Here is a 23046-nt window from a genome sequence, read left to right on the forward strand (position 1 = left end):
ATCGATGGTATTGAGTGATCGCGATGGATAGTATTAAGTGATCGGCTTAGATGGTATTAGGTGATCGCGATGCATGAGAATATGCAAGTGTATCTTTAAAGTCGAAAATTCCCTGTAGAGGATCTCCTAATAATCTAGTAGGCATACACTTTGAGAGGGAAAGAATCACCAAATGTTGAGCTAGGGAACAATCCTGATATTCATCAACGAAAAGCCCTTGATAAGATGACCTAATAACTTTCTGAACTAAGCTAAGGCCAACAATATAACTGGCTTTATCAACGATGAAAGAGTGGTAACATTGGTCTAATTTACTATTCACTCCCTGCGGTGGTATTTCGTCATTAGGCCAAAATGAATGTACATATTTTCGGCAAAAGCTACTTATGGTTTCGACAGAATAAAGACCAGAACTTATCTTCATGTCTGTTAGCTTTTGTTTGATAGAAGCTACACCAGCATGAGTGTGAGTTAAAATCAGCTGTCTACCTTCGGTATACTTTAAACACTCTGCAATCGTATGTGTTTTGCCATACCCCGCAGGAGCAATGAGCAAAGACCTTTCCTTTTCTACAAATGATTTGTAATCCATAATGTCTTATGAGCCTATCCACTCGGAAATTCCGTTGATTGCTTTATAAAGTGAACTTTCAATACAAAGCTTGTCAAAATTTTTGAAAATCACTTCTCCAATCTTTTCACCATGATGCTGTTGTTTAAACCAGTCTCTTTTTACTTCACCAGCTTTAGGAGTAAACTTAGACATGATCGTTTCTCTTAATTCCATGGTATTCTCCCATGAATCAATTTCAACATGTTTTTGCTCTGAGAATACATTATTGAATGAACTGGGTGCCTGATTCGAAGCATAGTTGAGAAGTTCTAAAACACCTTCCCATGGCAAATCTTTAAATATTTGCTGTTCAATACACAGATCTTCCTCGCAATCAAACACACTAATATCTCTCAATTTCCAGTCTGGTTTTTTATTATTAATTTTACTTAAATCAGAATCACAGAATATTGCAGTTTTAATACCAGACAGCTCAATCTCATCTACTCTTACATCTATCGTACTTCCTGTACCATCTACATAAGCGCAATCTAACAGCGCCATATACTTTTGCCCTTTACTCCCTCGCCATTTATCTATAGCTCTACAGATACCAATTTCCGTTGCTCCTTCACATACAATGACTTTCTTAGCGAAGAACGCCTCTGGACATGCTCTGACTGTTTTCTGCAAATTGATTTCACGCTCTGAAAAGAAACGCGCAACGACACTGTCATCCTGTTCATTCCGTAGAACAAGTAATAGAGGTTGAGAACCTAGTTCAGTGATTACTTCTCTTGAATGTGTGGTGAGGAATATTTGACCTGCACCATGTGCACTTAAAGCTCTCACAGCCTGTTTTACTCTGTCTGGCTCCAACCCCTGTTCGATTTCGTCGATTAGCATGATTCCACCCTCTCGAACCAATATCGATTGAATCGCTATAGATGTTAGTCGCTTTGAGCCTTTACCTTTAAGTCTATACGGCACTGATTCGTCGTGTAGAGCTATCATCCCACTCTTAATCAGTAGGTCTTTTGAATCTAATGTAGTTCTAATATTGGATGCATCAATACCGAGAAGTTCAGCTTGCTCAATAATGCGTTTAGTGGCGTCATCTAACTCGCTAAAATTATTTTTATCTATCTCAGCTTTAGCCTTACGGAGTTGTTCAATTACTATATTGTTATCAATACCATCTTCAACTTTACCTTCAATTTTACTAAGGTTTAATATGGCATTCAACGGATTACCCCGCTTCCAAGAAAAGTGTCTATCGATATAGTCAGATATCAAAAAGCAATTTAGATTAGCTCTATCTTTCGCAGAAATAGGCTTATCTTCGATCTCTCTATTGCAAGTGACTACCCAATGAGGTTCTAGTGAAGAATCAACCGTCAGCTTTATAGTAAGTGCGGGCAGAAACCCCTCCTCCTCAGGTAAGGTCACATCATCTTCGAGTTTTCCTGTTTCTAAATCTAAGGCTCTGACATATAAACCGTAACTATTATCGGCTAAATATTTATCTGGAAAACCGATCATAGATAGAGTTATTTCAATATTATTAGTTAAATCACTAATGTAAAAGTCTTCATCTGAAAAGGTTAGATTCCAATTAGGAGAAAGTACGGATGAAATAGCTTCAAGAATTGTTGTCTTACCACTATCGCCACGCCCTATAATACATACCAATCGTTTATCATGTTCAAGAACTAAGTTTAGCTTTTTTATCCCGCGATAATTATTCACGTTCAATTCAACAATAGTAGTCATGCTATATTCCTTTATATGCTTAAAGAGTCACTAAACACCTATAATATATGAACATATGATTAATATATATATCGCTTGTAAACATCATCCATGTACAGGTACGTGCTAGCAATACGGTCTCTAGTTGTCTCGGACGGCTCAGTGACGTGGTTTAATAGATTCGACTACCCCAGTTAAGAGATAATGAACTTAACTGGAGATCGAAAATGACAAAACGTAAAAAATATTCAAAAGAATTTAAATTAGATGCCATTGCTTTAGTCAAAGAGCAAGGTTACAACCAAGCAGAAGCAGCAAGAAATTTGGGACTTAACCCTAATATGCTTGGTCGCTGGATCAAAGAATCAGAAAGTGATGATGGTCAAGCTTTTCGTGGTAATGGCAAGTTAACCCCTGAACAGTTAGAGCTTCGTCAATTACGAGAAGAAAATAAGCGCCTTAAAATGGAGCGCGATATATTAAAAAAAGCGACGGTCTTCTTTGCAAACGAAACGAAGTAATATATTCGTTTATCACCCAATATAAGAAGACCTGGCCAGTGGCGGTAATGTGTCCGTTGCTGGGGGTAACCAGCAGTAATTACTACAGTTATCAAAAACGGAATCAAGATAATGTTGTAGATCCTGAGCATGAAGAAATGCTTGAATGGATTAGAAGTGCGGCTGAGTATAGTGACAATACGTATGGCTCTCGTCGCATGCAAAAGGTATTGAACGCGCTTAGCTTTCCTGTGAGTCGAAGAAAAGCTGCTCAGTTGATGAAGGAAGCTGATGTTTGGGTTCGTTACAAAAAAAAGTACAAGGCGACCACGAACAGTAAACATAAAAAGCCTGTATATGAAAATAAACTTGAACAGAATTTCAACCTAGAAAAGCCTAATCAAGGGTGGGTTCAGGACATCACCTACGTTTGGACATCCGAAGGTTGGCTATACCTTGCCGTTGTAATTGATTTATATTCTCGCAAGGTTGTTGGTTGGAGCATGGGCTCTAGAATGAAAGCTAAGCTTGTTTGTGATGCATTAACGATGGCGTTATGGCAGCGACAGCCTAAAAGCTGGTCTGATCGTTCATTCAGATCAGGGAGTTCAGTATGCCAGTGATGAATATCGTCGATTATTAACGTCTCACGGGTTGGTTGGTAGTATGAGCAAAAAAGGCTGCTGTTGGGATAATGCGGTAGCCGAAAGCTTCTTCGGAAGCTTAAAGCAAGAACGAGTACATTGGAAAAGTTACCAAACGCGCTCAGAGGCACAGCAAGATATATTGAATTACATAACGATGTGGTACAACAGCTATCGACTTCATTCTTACTTGGATTACCACAGTCCTAATAATTTTGAGTTAATGAATGTGGATTTAAAAATGGTTGCTTAACTAGGGTGTCTGAATTTAGTTGACCATGTCACAGCTTAACTATCCGACAAAAAATGTCTTTACCGTTTAAAGATATGGTGATCAAGTAAGGTCAATTCGTTTATCTAGAATAAACGGCCTGTGTGGAATCATATGTACGGTGGTCTGGAGGCTAGATACCTCTGGCTACCCTATTAGATGATATAGCCAACTTTCTTTTCTGTTTTTTGTTCATACATTTTGAAAGGGGACAGACCGCTAAACTGCAAAGTTTTAATATTTGGGAGGCTTTCATCTGTTGCAAATATTGCGACTGGAGAGTATTTGAAGCTTGCATTATTAATAGTAACTAGCTTTGCAGGAATACTATTTTAAATGAGTTTAAGCTGAAATGCTCCTACCTGTACATACGACTCCTAAGTATGCTTTGCATTTTCATTTGCAACAATGCTTCAAGGCTTAGGATGTCCTCTATTTCTGAAGTCGCTCTTTCTGCCCCCTTAACAAGAATGATTTCAGGGATATTGCTTCTTTTTCCCGTATATGGATGCTGTTTTAAAGTGATAGCCATCGAATCCTAATGACTTCGTGGCAAAAGTTAGCAATTCATATTTACACACAATGTCAACTTGATAGCGAATTCCTGTCGTTTTTAAAGTGGTACTTTTGAGTGCAATTGAATGGTTAGCAATAATTTTTTGTGTATACGATAAAGGATGTTGACTATTAAAAGACATAGAATGCCAAATATCATGGGAGCAATTCTTTTACATCACACTCTAAAACAGCTGCAAGTCGGTAAACTTTTTCAAGTGTAATATTAACTTCGCCTCGCTCAATTATTCCACCATAAGTACGATCAAATTTACAACGAAGCGCTAAATTCTCTTGAGTAATTCCAAGGGATTTGCGCTTGTTTCTTACTTTATTACCAAACTCGATAGCTAATTTTTTACTTTCCATTAATCTCCTCCAAAGAGAAGACAAACTATCTAGAGTTGAAGTTAGTAACTCCACCGAATATAATCGGTATTTTAGTGATATACTGAAATATCTAAAACCTGAAGCTTCAATAACTTTACTTTAATACCTCCCTTGGATACAAAATGAAACTAAACAGATTGCTGGGCCAAATAATTTCAGCACCTAACTTTGACCATTTTTCGGCAGTAGAGTTAAGAGCAGCATATATTACCCTGCACCCTGATAAAAACTTAGATCCTAGTTTCGCCCGTCGGTTTGTTTATGCGGAGATAGTTAAGTTATTAAAAAAGAGATGGCTGAGAAAAACAGTTTCAAAGAAGAAAGAAATTGCTACTTTCATTAAAACAGAACTCTTTAATGTAAATGCAATTACTTGCAAAGAGACCAATGAGGAAAATACAAATGATACAGTACATCTGCCATCAAAAAACATTCAAAAAATTCTATTAGATCGTTTGAATCAATATAAAAGCGAATTACTGATTAGTTATGGAGAGTCAGGTGAATATAAACAGCTTTTCAATGACTTTCCTAACCTACATGAGCTTTTGCAACCTCAATATAATAGTGCTCGAGAACATAACTCTAGATTACTTGGAAAAATAAAAGCGGTAGAAAACCTGATTAATGAAAATAAAAAGATAGAGAAAAAATGAAACTAAGAAAGTGGCAAACAGAATGTGTCGATTTAGCAATGAACCAATATCTGAGTGGCAATAGCCACTTTTTAGCCTTAGCAACACCTGGTGCCGGTAAAACTTTGATGGCATCTGAATTAGCTGATCAGTTATTAAAAAACAGCCTGATTGATTTAATTATTTGTTTTTCACCTTCTTCCATTGTTTCTCAAGATTTCAGTCAAAGTTTGCAGTTGAGAATTAATGAACGATTCGATGGTTTACTTGGGGCTAAAGGACATTCTCTTACCTACCAAAACTTACAGTATCTCGATAATAATTTTTGGCAGCTATTCCATAGGTATCGAGTATTCGTGATCTTTGATGAGATCCACCATTGTGCGGGTTCTAATATTGATAATGCGAATGCATGGGGAGAACAAATAATATTAAACATTCAAGATAAAGCTAAATATACATTGGCGTTAACAGGTACACCCTGGCGCTCAGATGCTGCTCCTATCGTTCTTTCAAACTATATGCATCCTAGCAACAAAATATCATGTGATTACGTTTATGGGCTTGCTGAGGCTATTCAAGATGATGTTTGCCGTATACCGCAGATAATTGCTGTAGATAATAATAATATTTCTGTTGTTGATGACGATGAGACGAAAACGTTTACTAGCTTTAAGTGTTTATTATCGCAATCAATCATTCCGTATCAGGATATTATTGAAAATGAAAAAGTTATTAAATACGTAATTTCGTCTGCACAGAAAAAACTAAGTGCGATTAGAGCTAAAAACGCTGACGCCGCAGGATTAATTGTTGCGTCATCTGTTGAGCATGCAAAACAGATTTCAATGTTAATGAAAGTCTGCTTTAACGAAGATGCCGTTGTAGTTACTTACAGAGAAAATGAGCCAACCAATATTATTCAACAGTTTAGATATGCACAAACTAAATGGGTCATTTCAGTAGGGATGATAAGTGAGGGAACTAATATCCCTCGATTACAGGTTTGTTGCCACCTCACCAATATCAAAACTGAAATGCACTTTAGACAGATATTGGGGAGAATACTCAGAATGACTGGCTCAAAGAATCAAGAAGCGGTTATGTATATGCCGGCTGAACCTAAGCTCTTGGAGTATGCGTATCGAGTTAAGCAAGATGTACCATTTGAAGCTGATGTAGTTAAGTTTGAAAAGATGAAAGCTAGTGTTGAAGAGGATGTAGATGGTGAGACTTCAGGTACTATTATATTCGGTAAGGTATCGGACGTTAGCTCTAAAGCAAAATTAAAGCTTAATGGATTTGATACTGTTAATGATCATCAAATATTTGACGAAACTAGTGATATTGTTGAAGAACATTTTTTAACAAGCTCATATGAAAAAGTCGTTAATATATTTGGTCGATTTCAACAAGAGTCTATCGCTTTGGGGCTGAGTGAATTGAGGTAGTTATGTTAACGGTCGAAAAATTTAAGGCTCGATTAGAGCGACCCAACCATCCTGATTGGTTACATGTCGGTGTTGATACAATAGATGAAAGCCAACTATACATCATTGTTAATGGTGGTATGGGCAATATAAATTGTGCTCCTATTGAACAATATGTGGCAGAAATAAAAAATTGCGCCCGAGAGATGATTACTCAGGAGCTGCTGTATTTAAAACCCGATGGAAAGTCACTTCGCATTGGACAAGGGCATAGTATTTATTGCTATACACTAAAATTAGATGAGGATTTACCACAAGCAGCTAAGGGCTCCCGAAGTATTTATTTTTCTAGTTTGTTTATTCGTTGGCAAAGAACTCATCAACTATCCGATAAGCAAGCTCAAGAAATGCTCGGTTTGACTGCAAAAGAATTTCATCTGTTTAGAGAGGATGAATTAGCAATCACTCAATATTTAATTAATAAGCTTGCAGAGGTCACGGGCGTTTCAGAGCAGTTTTGGCAAAACCGATTGGGTCAAAAAAAATAAATAGTTAATAAACTTAATGCCATTAATCATGGGGAATATTAACAATAATCAATAGGAGCAGTGATGAGAACGTTTAAAACGGTCACTACGCAAGAACTAACAGCTGTGGTTTGTGATGGTTGTGGGTTACAAGCAAGTGCTGACGGGGACTATGAGTTTCATGAGTTTATTTCAATAGCGCATCATTGCGGCTATAGCTCGATTCATGGCGATGGTAAACAGATTGAAATCGATTTATGCCAACAATGTTTTGCGGATATGTGTGGCGACACTCTCAGGGTAACGGATGAAAGCAATGCTCCTACTGAATACAGTGAAAGTAGTGATAAAGAACAGCTTGAATATAGCAATATTTTTGATGTAATTTGCCAATCAAAGACTAAAGCAGGTCAGCTAAAAGATAACTGCGACTTAAGGTTGGCAGCACAGGAGTTATTATTGAAAAATAAAATCACCAATAATAATGAGTTAACGGTTGCACTGAAACGTGTAGAACAACTTTGGGATGCGCAGTATGAATCAGCTGAAGGTAATGAGCTTCATCAACTTGCCGACCTGATTTGTGTTTATGAGAAAAAAGATTGGAACAGTTTTTTTGAAGAAGCGCCCTTAGCGGATGATGATTTTATGCCTCACCGGTTAAGTTTTAAATCCAAGTTTACTTGTGACGAAGAACAAACTGCGAGTGGCATGTTATCCAGCATAGCTATCAATACAAATATTGATGATGAGAGTTCGAGAGATTCTGCTTTGGCTGATAGTAACCTTGATGATGCCAATCACCTGCTAGAAAGTATTGCCAATGTGCAGGCTAAATACCCTGAATTACGGCTGGGACAGTTACTAATAAATGCCATCAACCTTCAACAGCCATGCCCTGAACTTTTTCATGTTGAAGATAATGTATTGGCTGAAAAACTTAAGCAGTTCTCATGATCCTAACTAGTTAATTATTAAGCATTTAATAAGATAAAAGAATAATAAATATGAAAAGAATGCTCAGGAAACATAAAGCTTATTACACTCGAATTCATCGCCTTGCTAAGATTTGTGATATGAGTTTTGAATTTGCTCTGCAAATGATAAAACTACGAGCAGATGATAAACGGTTAACGCGAAAGAGAAAGTCACATGGCAGTTTTATGAACTGGGAAACAGCGTCAATGGATACCTTAGGCCTTATGGTTTGTGAATGTTCGAGAAAAGATGGTGAAATTCTCAAGATACGAGTATTTATGACTAAAGAAGAATTGCCTGTAGATAAGCAGGGTTTATGGCAAGAAAGTACCATGCATTGAATTGAATAAGTAACTATACTGACAGCAACTAAATGAAATATCAAAGAAGCTTAAGTCAAACAATTACATGAGGCTTTCTGTCAGACAAATACTTTAAATAAAACTTGAAAAGTCGCCATATTACTCATTTATGGTGACTATTATAAAATAGAGACACACATAAGTTTATTATAGTTCAAGAAGAATAAACCATTTATTTAACCCCTACATGCGCTAAGCGGAAGCTTCGAGTGGCTAAATTGGTACTTCGGCTCCTAGCCAATAGCTGACCTAAGCTCTTGAGTTACTAACGACAGTTCAGAGCCTCAATCCGACCTAATGATTTTGTCGTTTGATCCGACATTGCAAAGAACCTGACCCCGAAGTTCCAAGTGAAACTTTCCATATTATTTATCCTATATTGAGGTCTGTTGATCTTTGTATGTGGTAATTTCATATAATAAACTTCGCAAAAAAATTAAGGGGATTATCACTCCCCGACTAACGCCCACAGATGAAGCATGGTCGAAGCAAAATGTTATATTGTTTGAAGATAGAGTTTATAACAAGCTTCGCTTAGGCTCTAATTAGCTATGCGAAGAGGGGTATCCTAATTAGTGAATGTAAATTCCTTACGCCGTAAGCGGCGAGGAATTAAACCCACAGAGATTAAAATAATGATCGAATGAATCAGCTTTTATAAAGGTTCCATTCTTTCTGTTCTGAGAAATATCGGAGATAAGCTAATTGTTCTTTGACTTTTAAGGCTTCAGGCCGAACATTTTGAATACAGCTAATTACCTTTTCAATTGGCCAGCCGTAGCAAGTTAAAATCATTGCCGCGACTAATCCGGTCCTTCCTTTACCACCTTTGCAGTGAATTGTTAGACAGCCTCCATTGATAATCGTGGCTAATATGAGTGCTTGATATTGCTTCCATTTATTTTCAAATACTTTATTTGGCACATCATCATCGACTATAGGTAACTGTAACCAAGTAATTTGTTGCTGTTTGCACAATTGAGGAATGAACTCTATTTGATTTTCTGTCATCTCTTCATCAGACATCAGTGTCAACAATACTGTTGTACCTGCCTGTTTCAGGTCTTTTAGCGATTCGTTTAACTCAACGCTTTTTGTTCCTGGACACGGTGTTAAAATAATTCGTGCTCCATTTTCTATATATATCGAGTAGTAAGGGTGTTTATTCATAAGACTTCTGTATCTAAAGCAAAAACTGTTTTGGGTAATAATAGGGTCTGTTGATCTTTCGAGATTAGTTTACATTCGTTTGCTGGGGATTTATAAAAGACAGAGCCTTTGTAATGTGGTTATTCCACATAAAAAAGGCGATAACGCTGTAAAAATAGCCAACAAACGCTGTCCGAAGGTTTCGGCTAAAAACGTTTTACTCTTTGTTGAGTAGTATTTGCTTAGAGTGACTAGGCTGCATACTATCCGACGCGATTAAAACGCTTTTATCTCGAACGAAATTTAACCGCGAAAGATCAACAGAACTTAGATGTTTTTCTATTTGGTGCGATTTTTTACTTCTTCATAATGCATCATAAGATTATAGGTAGAGCTATCGTGAGTGGAGGCAATAGAGTTATTATGAAGCTCTTTTTCAACTCTACTGGCTAAACCTTTACCCAGTTCTACTCCCCATTGGTCAAAAGAGCATATTTGCAAAATAATGCCTTGAACAAATATTTTATGTTCGTAAATAGCAATTAAACTACCAAGGGTAAATGGCGAAATTTTATTCATTAATAAAGTATTGGTTGGCCGGTTACCTTTGTGAACTTTATGTGGTGCGACTTTATCTATGTAGCTAGGTGTGCGTCCTTTTACTATTAAATCGTCCCTAACTTGTTGTTCATTAACACCAAGCATTAAAGCTTGAGTTTGCGCGAAAAAATTAGACATAAGTGCTTCATGGTGCCCTTCAATAGGCGTGACACTTTCTACAGAACCAATAAAGTCGGCCGGAACAATATTATTACTTTGATGTAAATATTGATAAAAAGCATGTTGACCATTAATACCTAATTCTCCCCATATTGAAGGAACGGTTGGATAAGTGATCGCTTCACCATCCCAATTAACCGATTTACCATTACTTTCCATCTCAGCTTGTTGCAGATAAGCAGATAGCATGTGTAAGGATTGATCGTAAGGTAAAATAGCTTGGGATTGCGCACCTAAAAAAGTGCAATTCCATAGGCTTAATAACGCTAATATTACCGGAATATTCTTTTCTATTGGTGTATTACAAAAATGGCAATCCATTTCATAAGCACCATCTAATAGCGCTTTGAAATTATCAAAACCAAGGTTGATCGCAATAGGAAGGCCGATAGCAGACCATAATGAAAATCGTCCGCCCACCCAATCCCACATATCAAAGATGTTTGCTGCAGATATGCCATATTTCATAGCGTTTTCTTTATTGGCAGTAACGGCGATAAAATGTTTTTCAATTACGGAATGATCAAATGAAGACGCCGTTAGCCACTTTATCGCTGTTTTAGCGTTTAACATGGTCTCTGTCGTAGTAAATGTTTTACTCGACACAATAAATAGCACTTTTTCTGGATTTAATGGCCGTAGTACTTCAGCTATTTGAGTACCATCAACATTCGACACATAATGGACGTTAACGCAGTTATCACTAAACCTTTTTAATGCCTCCGTCACCATTTGAGGTCCCAAATTAGAACCACCAACGCCAATATTTACTATATCGGTGATACGCTTACCCGAATATCCTCGCCATAAACCTTGACGAATATCTTCACTAAACTTTTTAACTTGTTCTAGTGTTTTTTCGATGTCTTCTGAAATATTTTTGCCATCTACCCAAAGTGGTCTTTTAGAATGATCCCTTAATGCTGTATGCAAAACAGCACGATCTTCAGTTTTGTTGATACGTTCACCGCTGAACATTTTTTCACGCCATTTTTCTACTTCACACTCTTTGGCTAGATCGGTTAATAGCGTAATAGTTTCTTCTGTGATCGCATTTTTAGAATAATCTAATAGTATAGAGGGCAGTTTTATTGAAAATTTACTAAATCGCTGGCTATCTTTGGCGAATAAGTCCTTCATTTGTTGATTTTTCATTAGTTGCGCATGTTTGGTTAATTGTTGCCAACTATTAAGATTTTCTCTAGATTGCATGTCGATCCTAGGTAAGTATCAATAAGTTATGTCGAATATTAGATATCAGTTAAGTGTGGTAATGCCGTGAAGGCCCCTTTTTTCTGACAGGTAAAAGCACCACAGTTAGCACCAAATAACACCGCAGAAGAAACGTGTTCACGTTGCTCAATAATTTCATATAATGAATTTATATTTTCATGTTCTCCCAGAGATTTGGCGAGTGAAAATAGAAATCCTGAAATAAAGCTATCACCGGCTCCAGTAGTATCAACGGGAGATATTTTAGGTACTGTAAGCATTATTGAAAAACTAGCGCAAGTTACTTGAACAGGGTTTGGACCATCAGTGATGACAATAAGTTTAGCGCCAAGTAATAGTAATTGTTGTACATAAAAATTGACATCAACCTGCTTTATTTCTGCTAAGTATTCGGCTTCGTCTTTACTCAATTTGACTATATCGCTCGCTTCGATACATGCTTCAACTCGGGACATCAATAGGGATAAGTCATGCCAAAGCTGTTGACGTAAATTTACATCAAAGCTAATTAATACGTTATTTCTCTTAGCATTTCTTATCGCGTAAAGTGTATCACTATACATTGGCTGGCTAGTTAATGTGTTTGAACAAAAATGAAAAAAACCAATGTTTTGCCAGTTAATTTTATCAACTTGAGATATGCCATATTGCATGTCGGCAGTATTATGTCGATAGAAATTAAATGTTCTCTCACCACGAGAGTCTAAGCTAACTAATACTAATGCGGTATTTGCGCCTTCTATTCTTTTAACGAAATCGGTATTAACGCCTTCATTTTCTAGCGATTGCATGAGCATGTTACCAAAATTGTCTTCGCTAATACCTCCAGCAAAGTATCCTGTTCCACCTAACTTAGCATAGGCTACTGCGACATTGGCAGGCGCGCCTCCAGCTAACGGAATATAACTTGGGTCATTGACTGACGTTGGCAGAAAATCGACCAACACTTCGCCATAACTGAGTAAAGAAAACATAGATTCACCTTGAAAAAAAGCCCATATAAAATGGGCTTGTTCATACTGTACTGTTACTTACGTTGTTAATGACAAATTAAAAGTCGTATTTAAGCGTAATACTACTTGTTCTGCCGTTAATCGTTCTTGCTCTGATAATATCATTCGCAGGAATGTTACCTTCTTCAGCTTCTGTTATACCTGTAGTGTCAAACAGGTTATTAACATTTAAAGCAATGCTAAACGTGTCTGAAAGGTAATATTGAGCGAAGGCATTTACTTGCGTGTAGCCATCAAATTTAAGGATGTCATCTGCACTTTGATCACCACCATCTTGCGCATAAGCTTCTGAGGTACCTATTAAACTAAGACCCGCAGAGCCTTGTTCAAAGTTATAACGGGTAGTTAGTGAATAAACAAAGTCAGCTTGTCTTCTTGGTGTATTTCCCACTGAGGCTGCATTTACGCCATCTTTGGTAATTTCTGCATCAGTCCAAGTAACGTTACCGCGAATGTCAAAATTACCGATGTAGTAAGCACTTTCTAACTCAAGACCATATGATTCATATACACGGTCAAAGAATTTTTGGCTTGTTGCTTCAAAATTTTGTTCTTGTGTTTCAGCAAAGAAAGCCGTCGCAAATACTGATAGTTTATCTTGGCGAAACTTAATGCCGGCTTCGAACTGATCAACTTCATCAACAGCATCTTCATCGGCTACTGAGCCATCAGCGGCAATTTTACCAAAAGCTAAACGGTCAGCATTAGCGGTACCGCCATGGCTTAGTCGGCCAAAAACAGCTAAATCGTCATTGACAATGTAGTTAGCACCAATTGAGTAAGATGTGTAGCTCCAATCGTAATTAACAATAGAAGGTGCACTATTATTTACTGAAGATACGCTCATTTCAGGCACTGATATCTCGCCATCTCTGTTCATGTCTATTTCAGATTGCACTGCACCAGCATATGTACCTGTGGCTTCACCGCTGTCATGACGAACACTTGCATCGATAGTAAAATCACCAAAAACTGAGTTAATGGCAATATAAGGTGCTGTTACATCATATTGAAGGTCGTAGTTACGTGTACAACAATTGCCCCACGCTGGAACACCATAAGCAATTAAACCACTATCAGAAAAGCTTGTACCGTCAGCCGCTGCAACATTAACAAGTGCTGCGTTGTCGCCTTTAACTTCTGATAAGTAAGAATTCCAAAGCCATGATTGCTCGATATTTTGTAATGACTTGTAATAACCAAAAGTGATGTTGGTATCACCAATAGTTTTTAAGATTTTTAAGTCGTTAACCATAAAATCTAAGTTGCTCATTTCAACATCAAAGGTATGAATACGCATTAAGTTAGCGCCAGTATAAGCACTACCTTGTTGAGGTCCATTAGCATAAGTCAATTGCGCGCCTGTACCCGCTAAACTATCAGCAAGCGTTTGGCTATCTTGAATGCTTTCTGGAAATGGCGAGGTAAAACTACCTTTCGTGCTTGACGTTCTAAATCTGTTTTCAATCGACCAGTCATTACCTAAGTCAAATACAGCCTCTAAACCAATAGAGTCAACCGTTGGGTTCATACCATCACGCATGTCTGCACGACGAAGATTACCATCACCGTCAGTGCTTAATATTGAGGTGAAATATGCTGAATGAGGCGTATCAGACGAAGGATCGAAACTACCCACTGACTTGCCATTTGAACTGGCTGGCATGGGTAAGTAAGCAATGGTTTTATCATCCAAATGCTTGTAATAAAGTCTCACGTAACCTTTATCAAATTCTTTGGTAATGTTGGCTTTAATTTGTCCGCCTTTATTACCGGTATAACCCGCTTCTCTTGGTCCTTCACCTTGACGATAGAAACCACCAAGATGGAAATACGTGCTGTCGTTTAGCTCGCCGCCAAACTCAAAATCTGTACGGGTATGATCGTAATCTAAACCAATGGTTGTTGCTATGCTACCAGAATCAGACTCACCGGTTTTACTGATAATATTAATGATGCCGCCCGGAGCATTTGTGGCGAGAGTAGAAGCCGAACCACCACGAATTGATTCGATTGATGACATTGTGCTATCGAGTCTAAGGAAAATATCGGCATTACCAAAAGCTATATCACCAAATTGTAAAATGGGTAATCCATCTTCTTGTAATTGTAAGAATTTTGCGCCACCAGCTGCCACAGGAAGACCACGTACAGCAATATTTGCGTTACCTTCACCACCAGACGATTCAGAGCGAATACCAGGGATTGATCTAAAAGCTTCGGCTGAACTTCTCGGTGTTGTTACTTCAATTTGATCAGCAGACAAGCTACTTACCGAGACACTTGATGCCATAACAGTAGAGCCTTTACCTGCAGCACCCGTTATAACTATTCGTTCAAAATCTAAGCCTTTTTTTTCTACTGCGGCTTCATCGGTTATTTCTGCGGCACTTAAGCTTGAGCATATAGCTAAAGTTAATGTGCTCAATAGTAATTTTTTATATGTGAACTGTTGCATTTGGTCACCCCATGTTGCTTTTATAGTATGTTTTTAATTATTAAAATAGTTATGTTTTATACTGCAATCAACTTAATCGATTAAGCTTGATTATTATTTAAAATATGATTACTTTGCAAGCACTTTTTAAATTTTATTTATTTATTTTTATTATTTATTGATAACTAAGATGATTTTTAGATAGAGCAACTAGCAGCTATTGTTAGTTTATTAGCTGTAGATCAATTTTGAATAGCTATACGACTTAACTCCGTATATGCCTGGGGAGCTTATCCCTATAAAGTTCTTCTCCTATACCAGCTTATTGATTGCTTAAGCTGTTAACGAATAAAGGATATAAGTAAATTTTCACTTCTGCCCTTTATATTACATAGCCTTGCTAGCTTAGCTACGACGCTCAGCTAAATCACATTCAATTTGTGTTAATTGAGCACGGTCAATTTTATAGAAAAGTATCAACACGGCTCCCAGAAAAAAGAATACCGCGGGCAATATGTTAAACATATAACGAATACCTTCAATTGATTCAGGTGTTTGGGTTTGATTAGCAACAAAGCCAAATGCAGCAAGAATAAAACCCGGTAATGCACCACCTACAGCAGAGCCAAACTTCAATGAAAACATAGAAGCTGACACCGTTAAACCTGCACTATTGTTACCTGTTTTCCACTCTCCATACTCCACACAATCGGTATACATGGTGAATAATAAGGTGATTGCAATACCAAAGGTAATAATCCCTAGCGTGTGAACTATAGTCGTAAGTGCGACATTATCTGGTGAGATTGTAAAACCAAAAAATAATAATATTGCATGGAAGAAATTAGTAACAAACATTAATTTATGTTTCTCAAAGCGTGCGACTAGCATAGGGGTAATCAGGGCACCAAATAGCTGGCCTAGTAAACCACATGAAATAATAAATGTGGTTTGATCCATCCACAAAAACACATTGCTTCCGTCGTCATTCATATAGTATTTTGTGTAATAAGCGATTGACGCAAAACGTGCAACCAAGCCAACAACAACAAAAACCCCAGTGCCAACCAGTATCAACCAAGACTTGTTCTTCAGTAAAGTCGACAGATCATCCTTGATACTAGCCTCATGCTTTTTAGGCATTACTCTTTCTCTAGTAACTGCAAAGGTATACCAAAAAACGGCGACGGAAAGCACTGCAAATAAAATGATAGTTAAGCGAAAACCAAGTAGTTCATCACCACCACCTAAAAACTCAACTAAAGGTTTAGCGGAAGCTCCAACCACTAGCGACCCTATTGAAGCAAAAATAAATCTAAATTGTGCTGCTTTAGTCCGCTCGCCTGATTCAGGATGAATAACTGCCATGAGCCCTGAATAAGGAACATTAATCGCGGTATAAGCGAGCATGACCAATGAATAAGATACGTAGGCAAAAATTAATTTACCTGTGTCACCAAATTCAGGACCTAAAAATAAAAGGTAACCAAGCAATGCATAAGGAATTGCCATCCAAAGCAAGTAAGGTCGGTACTTGCCCCACTTAGTGGTTGTGCGATCTGCAAGTAAGCCCATAGCAGGATCACTAATGGCATCAATTACTTTTGTCACCAATAACATGCTTGCCGCAGCAGCAGCAGAAATACCGTACACATCCGTGTAATAATAAAGCAGGAACAGCGCAAAGAACCCCATATAGAAGTTTGAAGCCATATCCCCCATGCCATAACCTACCTTTTCTTTAAAAGATAATGGCTCCGTATTAAATCTTGTTTTCATAATTATAATTCCCCCAAACTACACCCTTAACACCAAACTAAACAACACTTTAAATAAAGGTTAACCACACAGTTAACGTTTTGTAGTGTGTATATTTGACCATGCAATACGATTGATTTTTTTTGTTGATGTTTTTTAAGCTAACTGAGCCACAAATTTAAAGCGCTTTATCAAATAAAGAGGCAAATGCATATAGACTCGCTACATCCTATTTATTTAATAAAGGGCTTTTAGCAAAATAATAGCTAAAAAATTAACACCGTATTCAATTCTTATCGTCTTAACAACTTAAAAAGTAAAAATTATTCTTGATTAAAGTTGCATAGTATATAAACATAAGCCTTAATCGATTAAGATGCAACTTGAAATTAAATGGTAAAGTTATGAAAAATAATGTTCAGCTAATCACCTACATTGATAGGTTAACCGGTTCAGATACTAAAACATTAAACAATATTTTAAATGATCAACTGGCAGATTTATTCTCTGGCATTCATTTATTACCATTTTATTACCCTATTGACGGTAGTGACGCAGGTTTCGACCCGATAGATCACACCCAAGTTGACAGCCGATTAGGTAATTGGAACGATATAAAAGTATTAGGTGAAGGACATGAATTAATGGCCGACCTTATCGTTAATCATATGTCGGCTAAGTCTAAAGAATTTCAAAGTGTATTACAGTATGGTAAAGAATCTCCGTATTGGGATCTGTTTTTAACAAAAGATAAAGTATTCCCTGACGGCTTAAGTAAAAGTGATGCTGACAAAATATACCGCCCTAGACCAGGTAGTTGCTTTACCAACTTTGCGTTACCTAATAATGAAAGTGCCGACTTTTGGACAACGTTTACTGATAATCAAATAGATATAGATATTACATCAGACAAAGGTAAAGAATATTTAAATCGTATTTTAAAAACATTTTCTGAAAATAATATTAAAATGATCCGCTTAGATGCGGCAGGTTATGCGCTTAAAAAAGCAGGAACCAGTTGCTTTATGCTAGATGAAACCTTTGAGTTCATTGATGAGCTAAGTAAGGCAGCAAATGATTTAGGCATTGAAACACTGGTAGAAATTCACTCTTATTATCAAACTCAAATTGAAATTGCAGAACGCGTTGATCGAGTTTATGACTTTGCTTTACCGCCTTTAGTGTTAAATAGCATTTTTACTAAAGACTTTACCGCACTAACAAAATGGTTAAATATTTCACCCAAAAATTGTATTACCGTGTTAGATACACACGATGGCATTGGTATCATTGATGTGGGCCCTATGAATGGAAAACCTGGCTTACTTAATAATGATGAAATTGATAATCTCGTGGAAACTATTCATGTTAACAGCGCTGGTGAAAGCCAAAAAGCAACAGGAGCCGCCGCGAGTAATGTCGATTTATATCAAGTAAATTGTACTTATTACGATGCACTTGGCCAAAGTGATTTTGACTATTTAGTCGCCCGAGCTATTCAATTTTTTGCACCAGGAATCCCGCAGGTATATTACGCAGGTTTGTTGGCTCAGAAGAATGCTATGGAATTATTATCAAACTCGAACGTTGGCAGAGATATAAACCGTCCATACCTTGATAGTGCCAATATTGAAGCAGCGCTAAAGAAACCGTTTACCAAAGCGATGATCGAACTTATTAAATTACGTAATGATTGTTCAGCTTTTAATGGTGAATTTTCGATTGTTAGTGAAAAATCTACATTAAAAATGTCTTGGAAATACGAGCAGCAGAGCATCACGCTAATGGTTGATTTAGTAGAAAATGTCGCACATATTGAAATAAATGAAGATAATAGCTCTCGTACTATCAGTTTAAATAACCTGTTGAACTTGTCGTAAGCAATGATGTATTACATATAATGCTAAATAGATATTAATACAGCGTTTTTTATATAGTAAAATCAGTAGTATAATAATCAGCAACTCTATAATTGCTGGTTTTTATTAAAATAACGGTAAAAGGTAAACATGACTGACAAGAAAGTTTGGACGCTTAAAAGTGTTGCTAAAGAACTGGGGGTATCAAATGCCACCGTTTCAAATGCATTCAATAGACCTGACCAACTATCCAAAAATAAACGCATTGATATTCTTGAATCGTGCAAAAAATTAGGCTATACAGGTCCAAATAAAGCCGCCCAATCGTTAAGAAAAGGTCAGTCGAATATTGTGGCTTTGGTGCTGCCAGACAGCCTTGAATATATGGTAACAGACCCGGTAGCAAGTGACTTTGTGAAGGGGGTTTCGTCGGTTTTAGAGAAGAGTAAAGTCAACTTACTTTTGTTTTCAGGTATATCAGATAACATTAATACTGTTGCTGATTTTGTTGATGGCTTTATTTGTTATGGCTCACCGAGAAATCCTGAATTAATAGAACAGCTGAGAGTAACCTCGAAAAAAGTCGTCACTGCCGATTTTGATATAGACCGTAATGCCTCTGTTGGAATAGACAATGAAAAAGCGGCTTATGAGATCGCAAAGCTGGCCATTAAATCAACCAATGATGAAGTTGCCATTTTAGGCTTAAGGCTACTAGAATCTGATCTAACGTGTCGTGTATATGAATTACCTATGACGAGTAATGCCTTGTGTTCTATCTCTCATCAGCGTTTAAATGGTTACAGACAAGCACTTAAAGATTCGAATGTTAATTTAAGGTCGGATCGTGTTTGGAATCTTCCTAAAAGTAACCATCATTTTGCAGTAATTGCGGCTAAAGAAGCGCTAACATCAACTCCTCGTCCTGATGTTTTACTTTGCATGAGTGATATTATTGCCTTGGCGGCAGTTAAAGAAATTCACGCAATGGGACTTAAAGTACCTGAAGATATTAGAGTGGTTGGCTTTGACGGCATTGATGAAGCTTTACGCTCAACTCCATCAATAACTACTGTGCATCAAAATAGTGAAGAGAAAGGCATTAAAGCTGCTGAGCTATTTATTAATAGAGCTACTAACTCAGTTGTGATTTCTTATCACATAGAACATGGTAAAAGTTGCTAACCGACTATTTATTGTTCCGCCTTAGATATTGTGAATTAAAACCTGTGGGGTCAGGTTCGTTGAAATGCCAGCAATGTTGTTTACCTCATTAGCGTCTGATATTTTGAATTCACTTAAGTATTATTTGTCGGTTCACTTATCGCTTGATAAGCCAAGGCTAATGTCCGCTTTCGTATCTTTGCTGACTGTTTTAAGGTCGATTCTTTATTAATAAAAAGGTCGTCTATGTTAAGGTTTTTAGATATCAGCCACGCCACAAAACCTCTCAATAGCTCATCACCAGCGGCTGATGTCTAAAAGGCCCTCAAAGTGGAAACCGCGGGAAGTTAACGCTGTATTATGGGGATTGCTTTATTGTCTTTGGGTCTTCGTGAGTAAAATATGGAGGGAATTCTTTGTCGATACTCATTTTATCGGTTCTACTGTACTTTTCATCATGATATTTTCCACTGGTATCGCTTTATTATAGCGAATATTTATCGATGGGGAATAAACAAACCAAAGCTATCCCTTATCCCCATTGCCGATAATTTAACCTTACTTATCTGTCACATCTAATTTAACCGTTTAGGCGGTGCTCGCGGTAAATATAAATGAGGCAATACTTCTCTTTCACGGCTATCAAATCTACAAAAGGTATTGCCATCAATGTCGCATGACAAATATGCGTACCACGGGTTTAAATCGCCCCTAGCGTAGCTAGGAAATGGTGATGCATCTATTCCATGACCTTATCTATTGACCTTTCTTGTATTATTTTTCTCTGTGCGCTTATCAGCGCTTGCCTATTTATGACCTTTATTTGAGGTTTTAGTCAACTATCTCTATAGAAAGCTTTAGTGGCATGGTTAATTTATCCAAAGCAATGATACAAAGAATATATAAAGTAGAAGGTTTTTATCTTCTTTGTTTCATTGTTTTGATAAAGGAAATATAAGTAGCTTTAAAAAATTGTTTCATTTATTATCCAACAATCGTTTTGCGCATCTTATTTAAGACAGATTATAGGTGTTTTGAAACGATTGTTATAGTATTGCTGACTTGGTACTAAGCAACCCTATTATTTACATAGGACTCACTCACTCACTCACATAGTGAAACGAATTCTTATAGATATATTGAAAGATGCATGTAATGGCTAATCAATAGCTTTTGCTAATGATTGCTGATTAGGCCGCTTTTATAAGCGGCTTAATTGTTTCTAAAGCTCACTCACCTGATCAAGACAAAGCTGCTTTATAAAGTAAACCTAAAACGTTCTATATTTCCGTATTTAAGCTATCTTAATTCTCAACTTAGCGGCTTTCTCAAACTTATAATACCAAACCTATTAAGTTTTTTTTCTCTCAGCGCTTACGTATTGAAGTTCAATTATTCTGTGAAATACCCAGCTAGATAAATCCTCAAGAGCTGAATTGAGTACTAGCGACTTGTGACATTAATCAATTTATCTTATTTTTGACCTTAATCAAGTTTTCCGTTACTACTGTTGAATATGGCGCGGTGACTGAATATTTTGTGATATATTAACCACCAATAGTGCGAGCTATAGACAGGTTATGTCGTTTTTGCTTTCGGGTATATGAACTTTGCGTTGTTACTGAAATGAAAGTGACATTTTTCCGAGTGATATAGCTAGGAAAAGCTGCCCATAATTGTTAATCTTACCGCGCTTAAAAGCAACATCGTAGAACATTAGGTATTCGTTTTAATAAATTTAATTAACGCGTCTTATTCGACAATTATAGGTATAAATTAAATAATATGACTACATTTTGGCTGGCAATTTTATTACTAATCGTAATAGCATTACTTATTGTATGGCGAATTTTTACTGCAGCAAATAATGCTATTGGTGCGGAAAATGGGAATATTCGACAAGAAACTAATGTGACACTTTATCATGAGCATTTATCACAGTTAGAGCATGACCTAGCAGAAGGCAGTATTGAACAAGACAGTTTTCTGCAATTGAAAGCCGAACTAGACAAAACACTTTTACAAGATGCTAACTCAAGCGAAAACAATATTACAGAGCAGCAACAAAAGTCTTGGCTATGGCCGGTTGGTATTGCTTTTGCCATTGTTAGTCTGAGCTTCTATAGCTATATGATCCTTGGTGCTTACCCACAATTAAACTCACCTGCTGCGCTGAATGAAAGTGACGCTCACAGTGAATTGTCTCCAGAGCAAATGCTTGCTTATCGCTTACAACAACTTCAGCAAGAAATCGCAAATGATCCAACGAATTCCCAAGCACTATTTAGTTTAGGTCAGGCTTATATTTCAGTTGGTGAGTTTGATAATGCTATTGAAGCCTTTGACGGTGTTATAACGCAAGTAGGTGAGCATGCCGAGTTGCTAGGGCCGAAGGCTCAGGCGATGTATTATAAAAATAATCAAGTGATAAATGACGATATTCAATTAGTTATAGATAAAGCTTTAGCTTTAGATTCACTTGATGCCTCTACCAACATCCTGTTAGGTATGGACAGTTTTAGTAATCGAGACTTTGCAAAAGCAGTAAAGTACTGGGAAACTGTTTTAAACAGTGACCGTCCAGGTATCAGCAAGCAAGCTTTAATAGGGGCGGTAGAAGAAGCTAAAAATCAATTACGTATGAGTAGTGATGGCGGTGCATTAACAGAAACTGCACAAGGAGTTGACCCGACATTACCTCGACTTAATGTTAATGTTTCTTTAGCGTCAAATGTTCAAAAGGCATTAATGAACAGTGAAGACAAAACGGTATTTATTTATGCTATTGCAGCAGATGGTCCTCGTATGCCTTTGGCTGCGGTAAAAATTAAAGCCAGTGATTTACCATTAAGTATTGTTTTAGATGATAAGCAAGCGATGACGCCGCAAATGCGCTTGAGTAGTGTTGATAAAGTTCATATCTACGCGGTGGTATCTATGCAAGGCAATGTTGGCATTAAGCCAGGTGACTTCAAAGTTGAAGTGCTTGATATAGATGTGATGGAAAAAAGTCCGATTAACATGCAAATATCGGCGCAAGTACCATAAGAGATAAT

General features: G+C 37.1%; 16 protein-coding genes and 1 pseudogene. 9 read left to right on the forward strand and 8 right to left on the reverse strand.

The features are described 5' to 3' along the window. Positions 1–46: 46 nt before the first annotated feature. Positions 47–592, reverse strand: coding sequence for a UvrD-helicase domain-containing protein (locus FGD67_RS16755; RefSeq protein ID WP_257172216.1), 546 nt, complete (start codon positions 590–592; stop codon positions 47–49). 6 nt (positions 593–598) lie between these two features. After that, complete coding sequence (locus FGD67_RS16760; RefSeq protein WP_257172217.1) at positions 599–2326, reverse strand: ATP-dependent endonuclease; 1728 nt, start codon at positions 2324–2326, stop codon at positions 599–601. A 206-nt stretch (positions 2327–2532) separates the two neighbouring features. Here FGD67_RS16760 and FGD67_RS16765 point away from each other — a divergent pair. Beyond that, positions 2533–3702 (forward strand): annotated as a pseudogene (locus tag FGD67_RS16765) (IS3 family transposase). Between the two features lie 729 nt (positions 3703–4431). Here the strand turns inward: FGD67_RS16765 and FGD67_RS16770 are convergent. After that, positions 4432–4644 carry a helix-turn-helix domain-containing protein gene (locus FGD67_RS16770; protein WP_257172218.1) on the reverse strand — a complete coding sequence of 71 codons (213 nt, stop codon included), beginning with the start codon at positions 4642–4644 and terminating at the stop codon, positions 4432–4434. A gap of 143 nt (positions 4645–4787) precedes the next feature. On the opposite strand from FGD67_RS16770, the gene FGD67_RS16775 reads away from it, so the two are divergent. From FGD67_RS16775 to FGD67_RS16795, 5 genes are all read left to right on the forward strand, one after another. Then, positions 4788–5321: a hypothetical protein gene (locus FGD67_RS16775; protein ID WP_257172219.1), complete on the forward strand. Its 534-nt coding sequence runs from the start codon at positions 4788–4790 to the stop codon at positions 5319–5321. Beyond that, positions 5318–6751, forward strand: coding sequence for a DEAD/DEAH box helicase (locus FGD67_RS16780; RefSeq protein ID WP_257172220.1), 1434 nt, complete (start codon positions 5318–5320; stop codon positions 6749–6751). The genes FGD67_RS16775 and FGD67_RS16780 overlap by 4 nt, the downstream gene beginning before the upstream one ends. A gap of 2 nt (positions 6752–6753) precedes the next feature. Further along, positions 6754–7278, forward strand: coding sequence for a hypothetical protein (locus FGD67_RS16785; protein WP_257172221.1), 525 nt, complete (start codon positions 6754–6756; stop codon positions 7276–7278). Positions 7279–7341: 63 nt separating this feature from the next. Continuing rightward, a complete protein-coding gene (locus FGD67_RS16790) occupies positions 7342–8214 on the forward strand; it encodes a hypothetical protein (protein WP_257172222.1) in 873 nt (290 codons plus the stop codon). A 50-nt stretch (positions 8215–8264) separates the two neighbouring features. Beyond that, complete coding sequence (locus FGD67_RS16795) at positions 8265–8576, forward strand: hypothetical protein (RefSeq protein WP_257172223.1); 312 nt, start codon at positions 8265–8267, stop codon at positions 8574–8576. A 669-nt stretch (positions 8577–9245) separates the two neighbouring features. On the opposite strand, the gene FGD67_RS16800 is transcribed toward FGD67_RS16795, so the two are convergent. The 5 genes from FGD67_RS16800 to FGD67_RS16825 form a co-directional block, all read right to left on the reverse strand. Further along, the gene (locus tag FGD67_RS16800; protein ID WP_257172224.1) at positions 9246–9767 is read right to left on the reverse strand and encodes a tyrosine-protein phosphatase; all 522 of its coding nucleotides are present in this window, start codon (positions 9765–9767) and stop codon (positions 9246–9248) included. 318 nt (positions 9768–10085) lie between these two features. Beyond that, positions 10086–11738: a glucose-6-phosphate isomerase gene (gene pgi, locus FGD67_RS16810; RefSeq protein WP_085328974.1), complete on the reverse strand. Its 1653-nt coding sequence runs from the start codon at positions 11736–11738 to the stop codon at positions 10086–10088. Positions 11739–11776: 38 nt separating this feature from the next. Beyond that, positions 11777–12733: a carbohydrate kinase gene (locus FGD67_RS16815; RefSeq protein ID WP_085328973.1), complete on the reverse strand. Its 957-nt coding sequence runs from the start codon at positions 12731–12733 to the stop codon at positions 11777–11779. A 76-nt stretch (positions 12734–12809) separates the two neighbouring features. Next, positions 12810–15230: a TonB-dependent receptor domain-containing protein gene (locus FGD67_RS16820; RefSeq protein ID WP_257172225.1), complete on the reverse strand. Its 2421-nt coding sequence runs from the start codon at positions 15228–15230 to the stop codon at positions 12810–12812. A 384-nt stretch (positions 15231–15614) separates the two neighbouring features. Next, positions 15615–16988, reverse strand: coding sequence for an MFS transporter (locus FGD67_RS16825; RefSeq protein WP_085328971.1), 1374 nt, complete (start codon positions 16986–16988; stop codon positions 15615–15617). 383 nt (positions 16989–17371) lie between these two features. Here FGD67_RS16825 and gtfA point away from each other — a divergent pair, with 383 nt between their 5' ends. From gtfA to ccmI, 3 genes are all read left to right on the forward strand, one after another. Then, positions 17372–18847, forward strand: coding sequence for a sucrose phosphorylase (gene gtfA, locus FGD67_RS16830; RefSeq protein ID WP_257172226.1), 1476 nt, complete (start codon positions 17372–17374; stop codon positions 18845–18847). A 129-nt stretch (positions 18848–18976) separates the two neighbouring features. Continuing rightward, a complete protein-coding gene (locus FGD67_RS16835; protein ID WP_257172227.1) occupies positions 18977–20011 on the forward strand; it encodes a LacI family DNA-binding transcriptional regulator in 1035 nt (344 codons plus the stop codon). A 1764-nt stretch (positions 20012–21775) separates the two neighbouring features. Then, positions 21776–23038, forward strand: coding sequence for a c-type cytochrome biogenesis protein CcmI (ccmI, locus tag FGD67_RS16840; protein WP_257172228.1), 1263 nt, complete (start codon positions 21776–21778; stop codon positions 23036–23038). Positions 23039–23046 lie beyond the last annotated feature (8 nt).

It is taken from the genome of Colwellia sp. M166, assembly GCF_024585285.1.
Taxonomy (GTDB): Bacteria; Pseudomonadota; Gammaproteobacteria; order Enterobacterales; family Alteromonadaceae; genus Cognaticolwellia.

Excerpts from the sequence above, each read along its gene's own strand:
- FGD67_RS16755 (WP_257172216.1), bottom strand. The coding sequence starts at position 592 with ATGGATTACAAATCATTTGTAGAAAAGGAAAGGTCTTTGCTCATTGCT.
- FGD67_RS16760 (WP_257172217.1), bottom strand. The coding sequence starts at position 2,326 with ATGACTACTATTGTTGAATTGAACGTGAATAATTATCGCGGGATAAAA.
- FGD67_RS16770 (WP_257172218.1), bottom strand. The coding sequence starts at position 4,644 with ATGGAAAGTAAAAAATTAGCTATCGAGTTTGGTAATAAAGTAAGAAAC.
- FGD67_RS16775 (WP_257172219.1), top strand. The coding sequence starts at position 4,788 with ATGAAACTAAACAGATTGCTGGGCCAAATAATTTCAGCACCTAACTTT.
- FGD67_RS16780 (WP_257172220.1), top strand. The coding sequence starts at position 5,318 with ATGAAACTAAGAAAGTGGCAAACAGAATGTGTCGATTTAGCAATGAAC.
- FGD67_RS16785 (WP_257172221.1), top strand. The coding sequence starts at position 6,754 with ATGTTAACGGTCGAAAAATTTAAGGCTCGATTAGAGCGACCCAACCAT.
- FGD67_RS16790 (WP_257172222.1), top strand. The coding sequence starts at position 7,342 with ATGAGAACGTTTAAAACGGTCACTACGCAAGAACTAACAGCTGTGGTT.
- FGD67_RS16795 (WP_257172223.1), top strand. The coding sequence starts at position 8,265 with ATGAAAAGAATGCTCAGGAAACATAAAGCTTATTACACTCGAATTCAT.
- FGD67_RS16800 (WP_257172224.1), bottom strand. The coding sequence starts at position 9,767 with ATGAATAAACACCCTTACTACTCGATATATATAGAAAATGGAGCACGA.
- pgi (WP_085328974.1), bottom strand. The coding sequence starts at position 11,738 with ATGCAATCTAGAGAAAATCTTAATAGTTGGCAACAATTAACCAAACAT.
- FGD67_RS16815 (WP_085328973.1), bottom strand. The coding sequence starts at position 12,733 with ATGTTTTCTTTACTCAGTTATGGCGAAGTGTTGGTCGATTTTCTGCCA.
- FGD67_RS16820 (WP_257172225.1), bottom strand. The coding sequence starts at position 15,230 with ATGCAACAGTTCACATATAAAAAATTACTATTGAGCACATTAACTTTA.
- FGD67_RS16825 (WP_085328971.1), bottom strand. The coding sequence starts at position 16,988 with ATGAAAACAAGATTTAATACGGAGCCATTATCTTTTAAAGAAAAGGTA.
- gtfA (WP_257172226.1), top strand. The coding sequence starts at position 17,372 with ATGAAAAATAATGTTCAGCTAATCACCTACATTGATAGGTTAACCGGT.
- FGD67_RS16835 (WP_257172227.1), top strand. The coding sequence starts at position 18,977 with ATGACTGACAAGAAAGTTTGGACGCTTAAAAGTGTTGCTAAAGAACTG.
- ccmI (WP_257172228.1), top strand. The coding sequence starts at position 21,776 with ATGACTACATTTTGGCTGGCAATTTTATTACTAATCGTAATAGCATTA.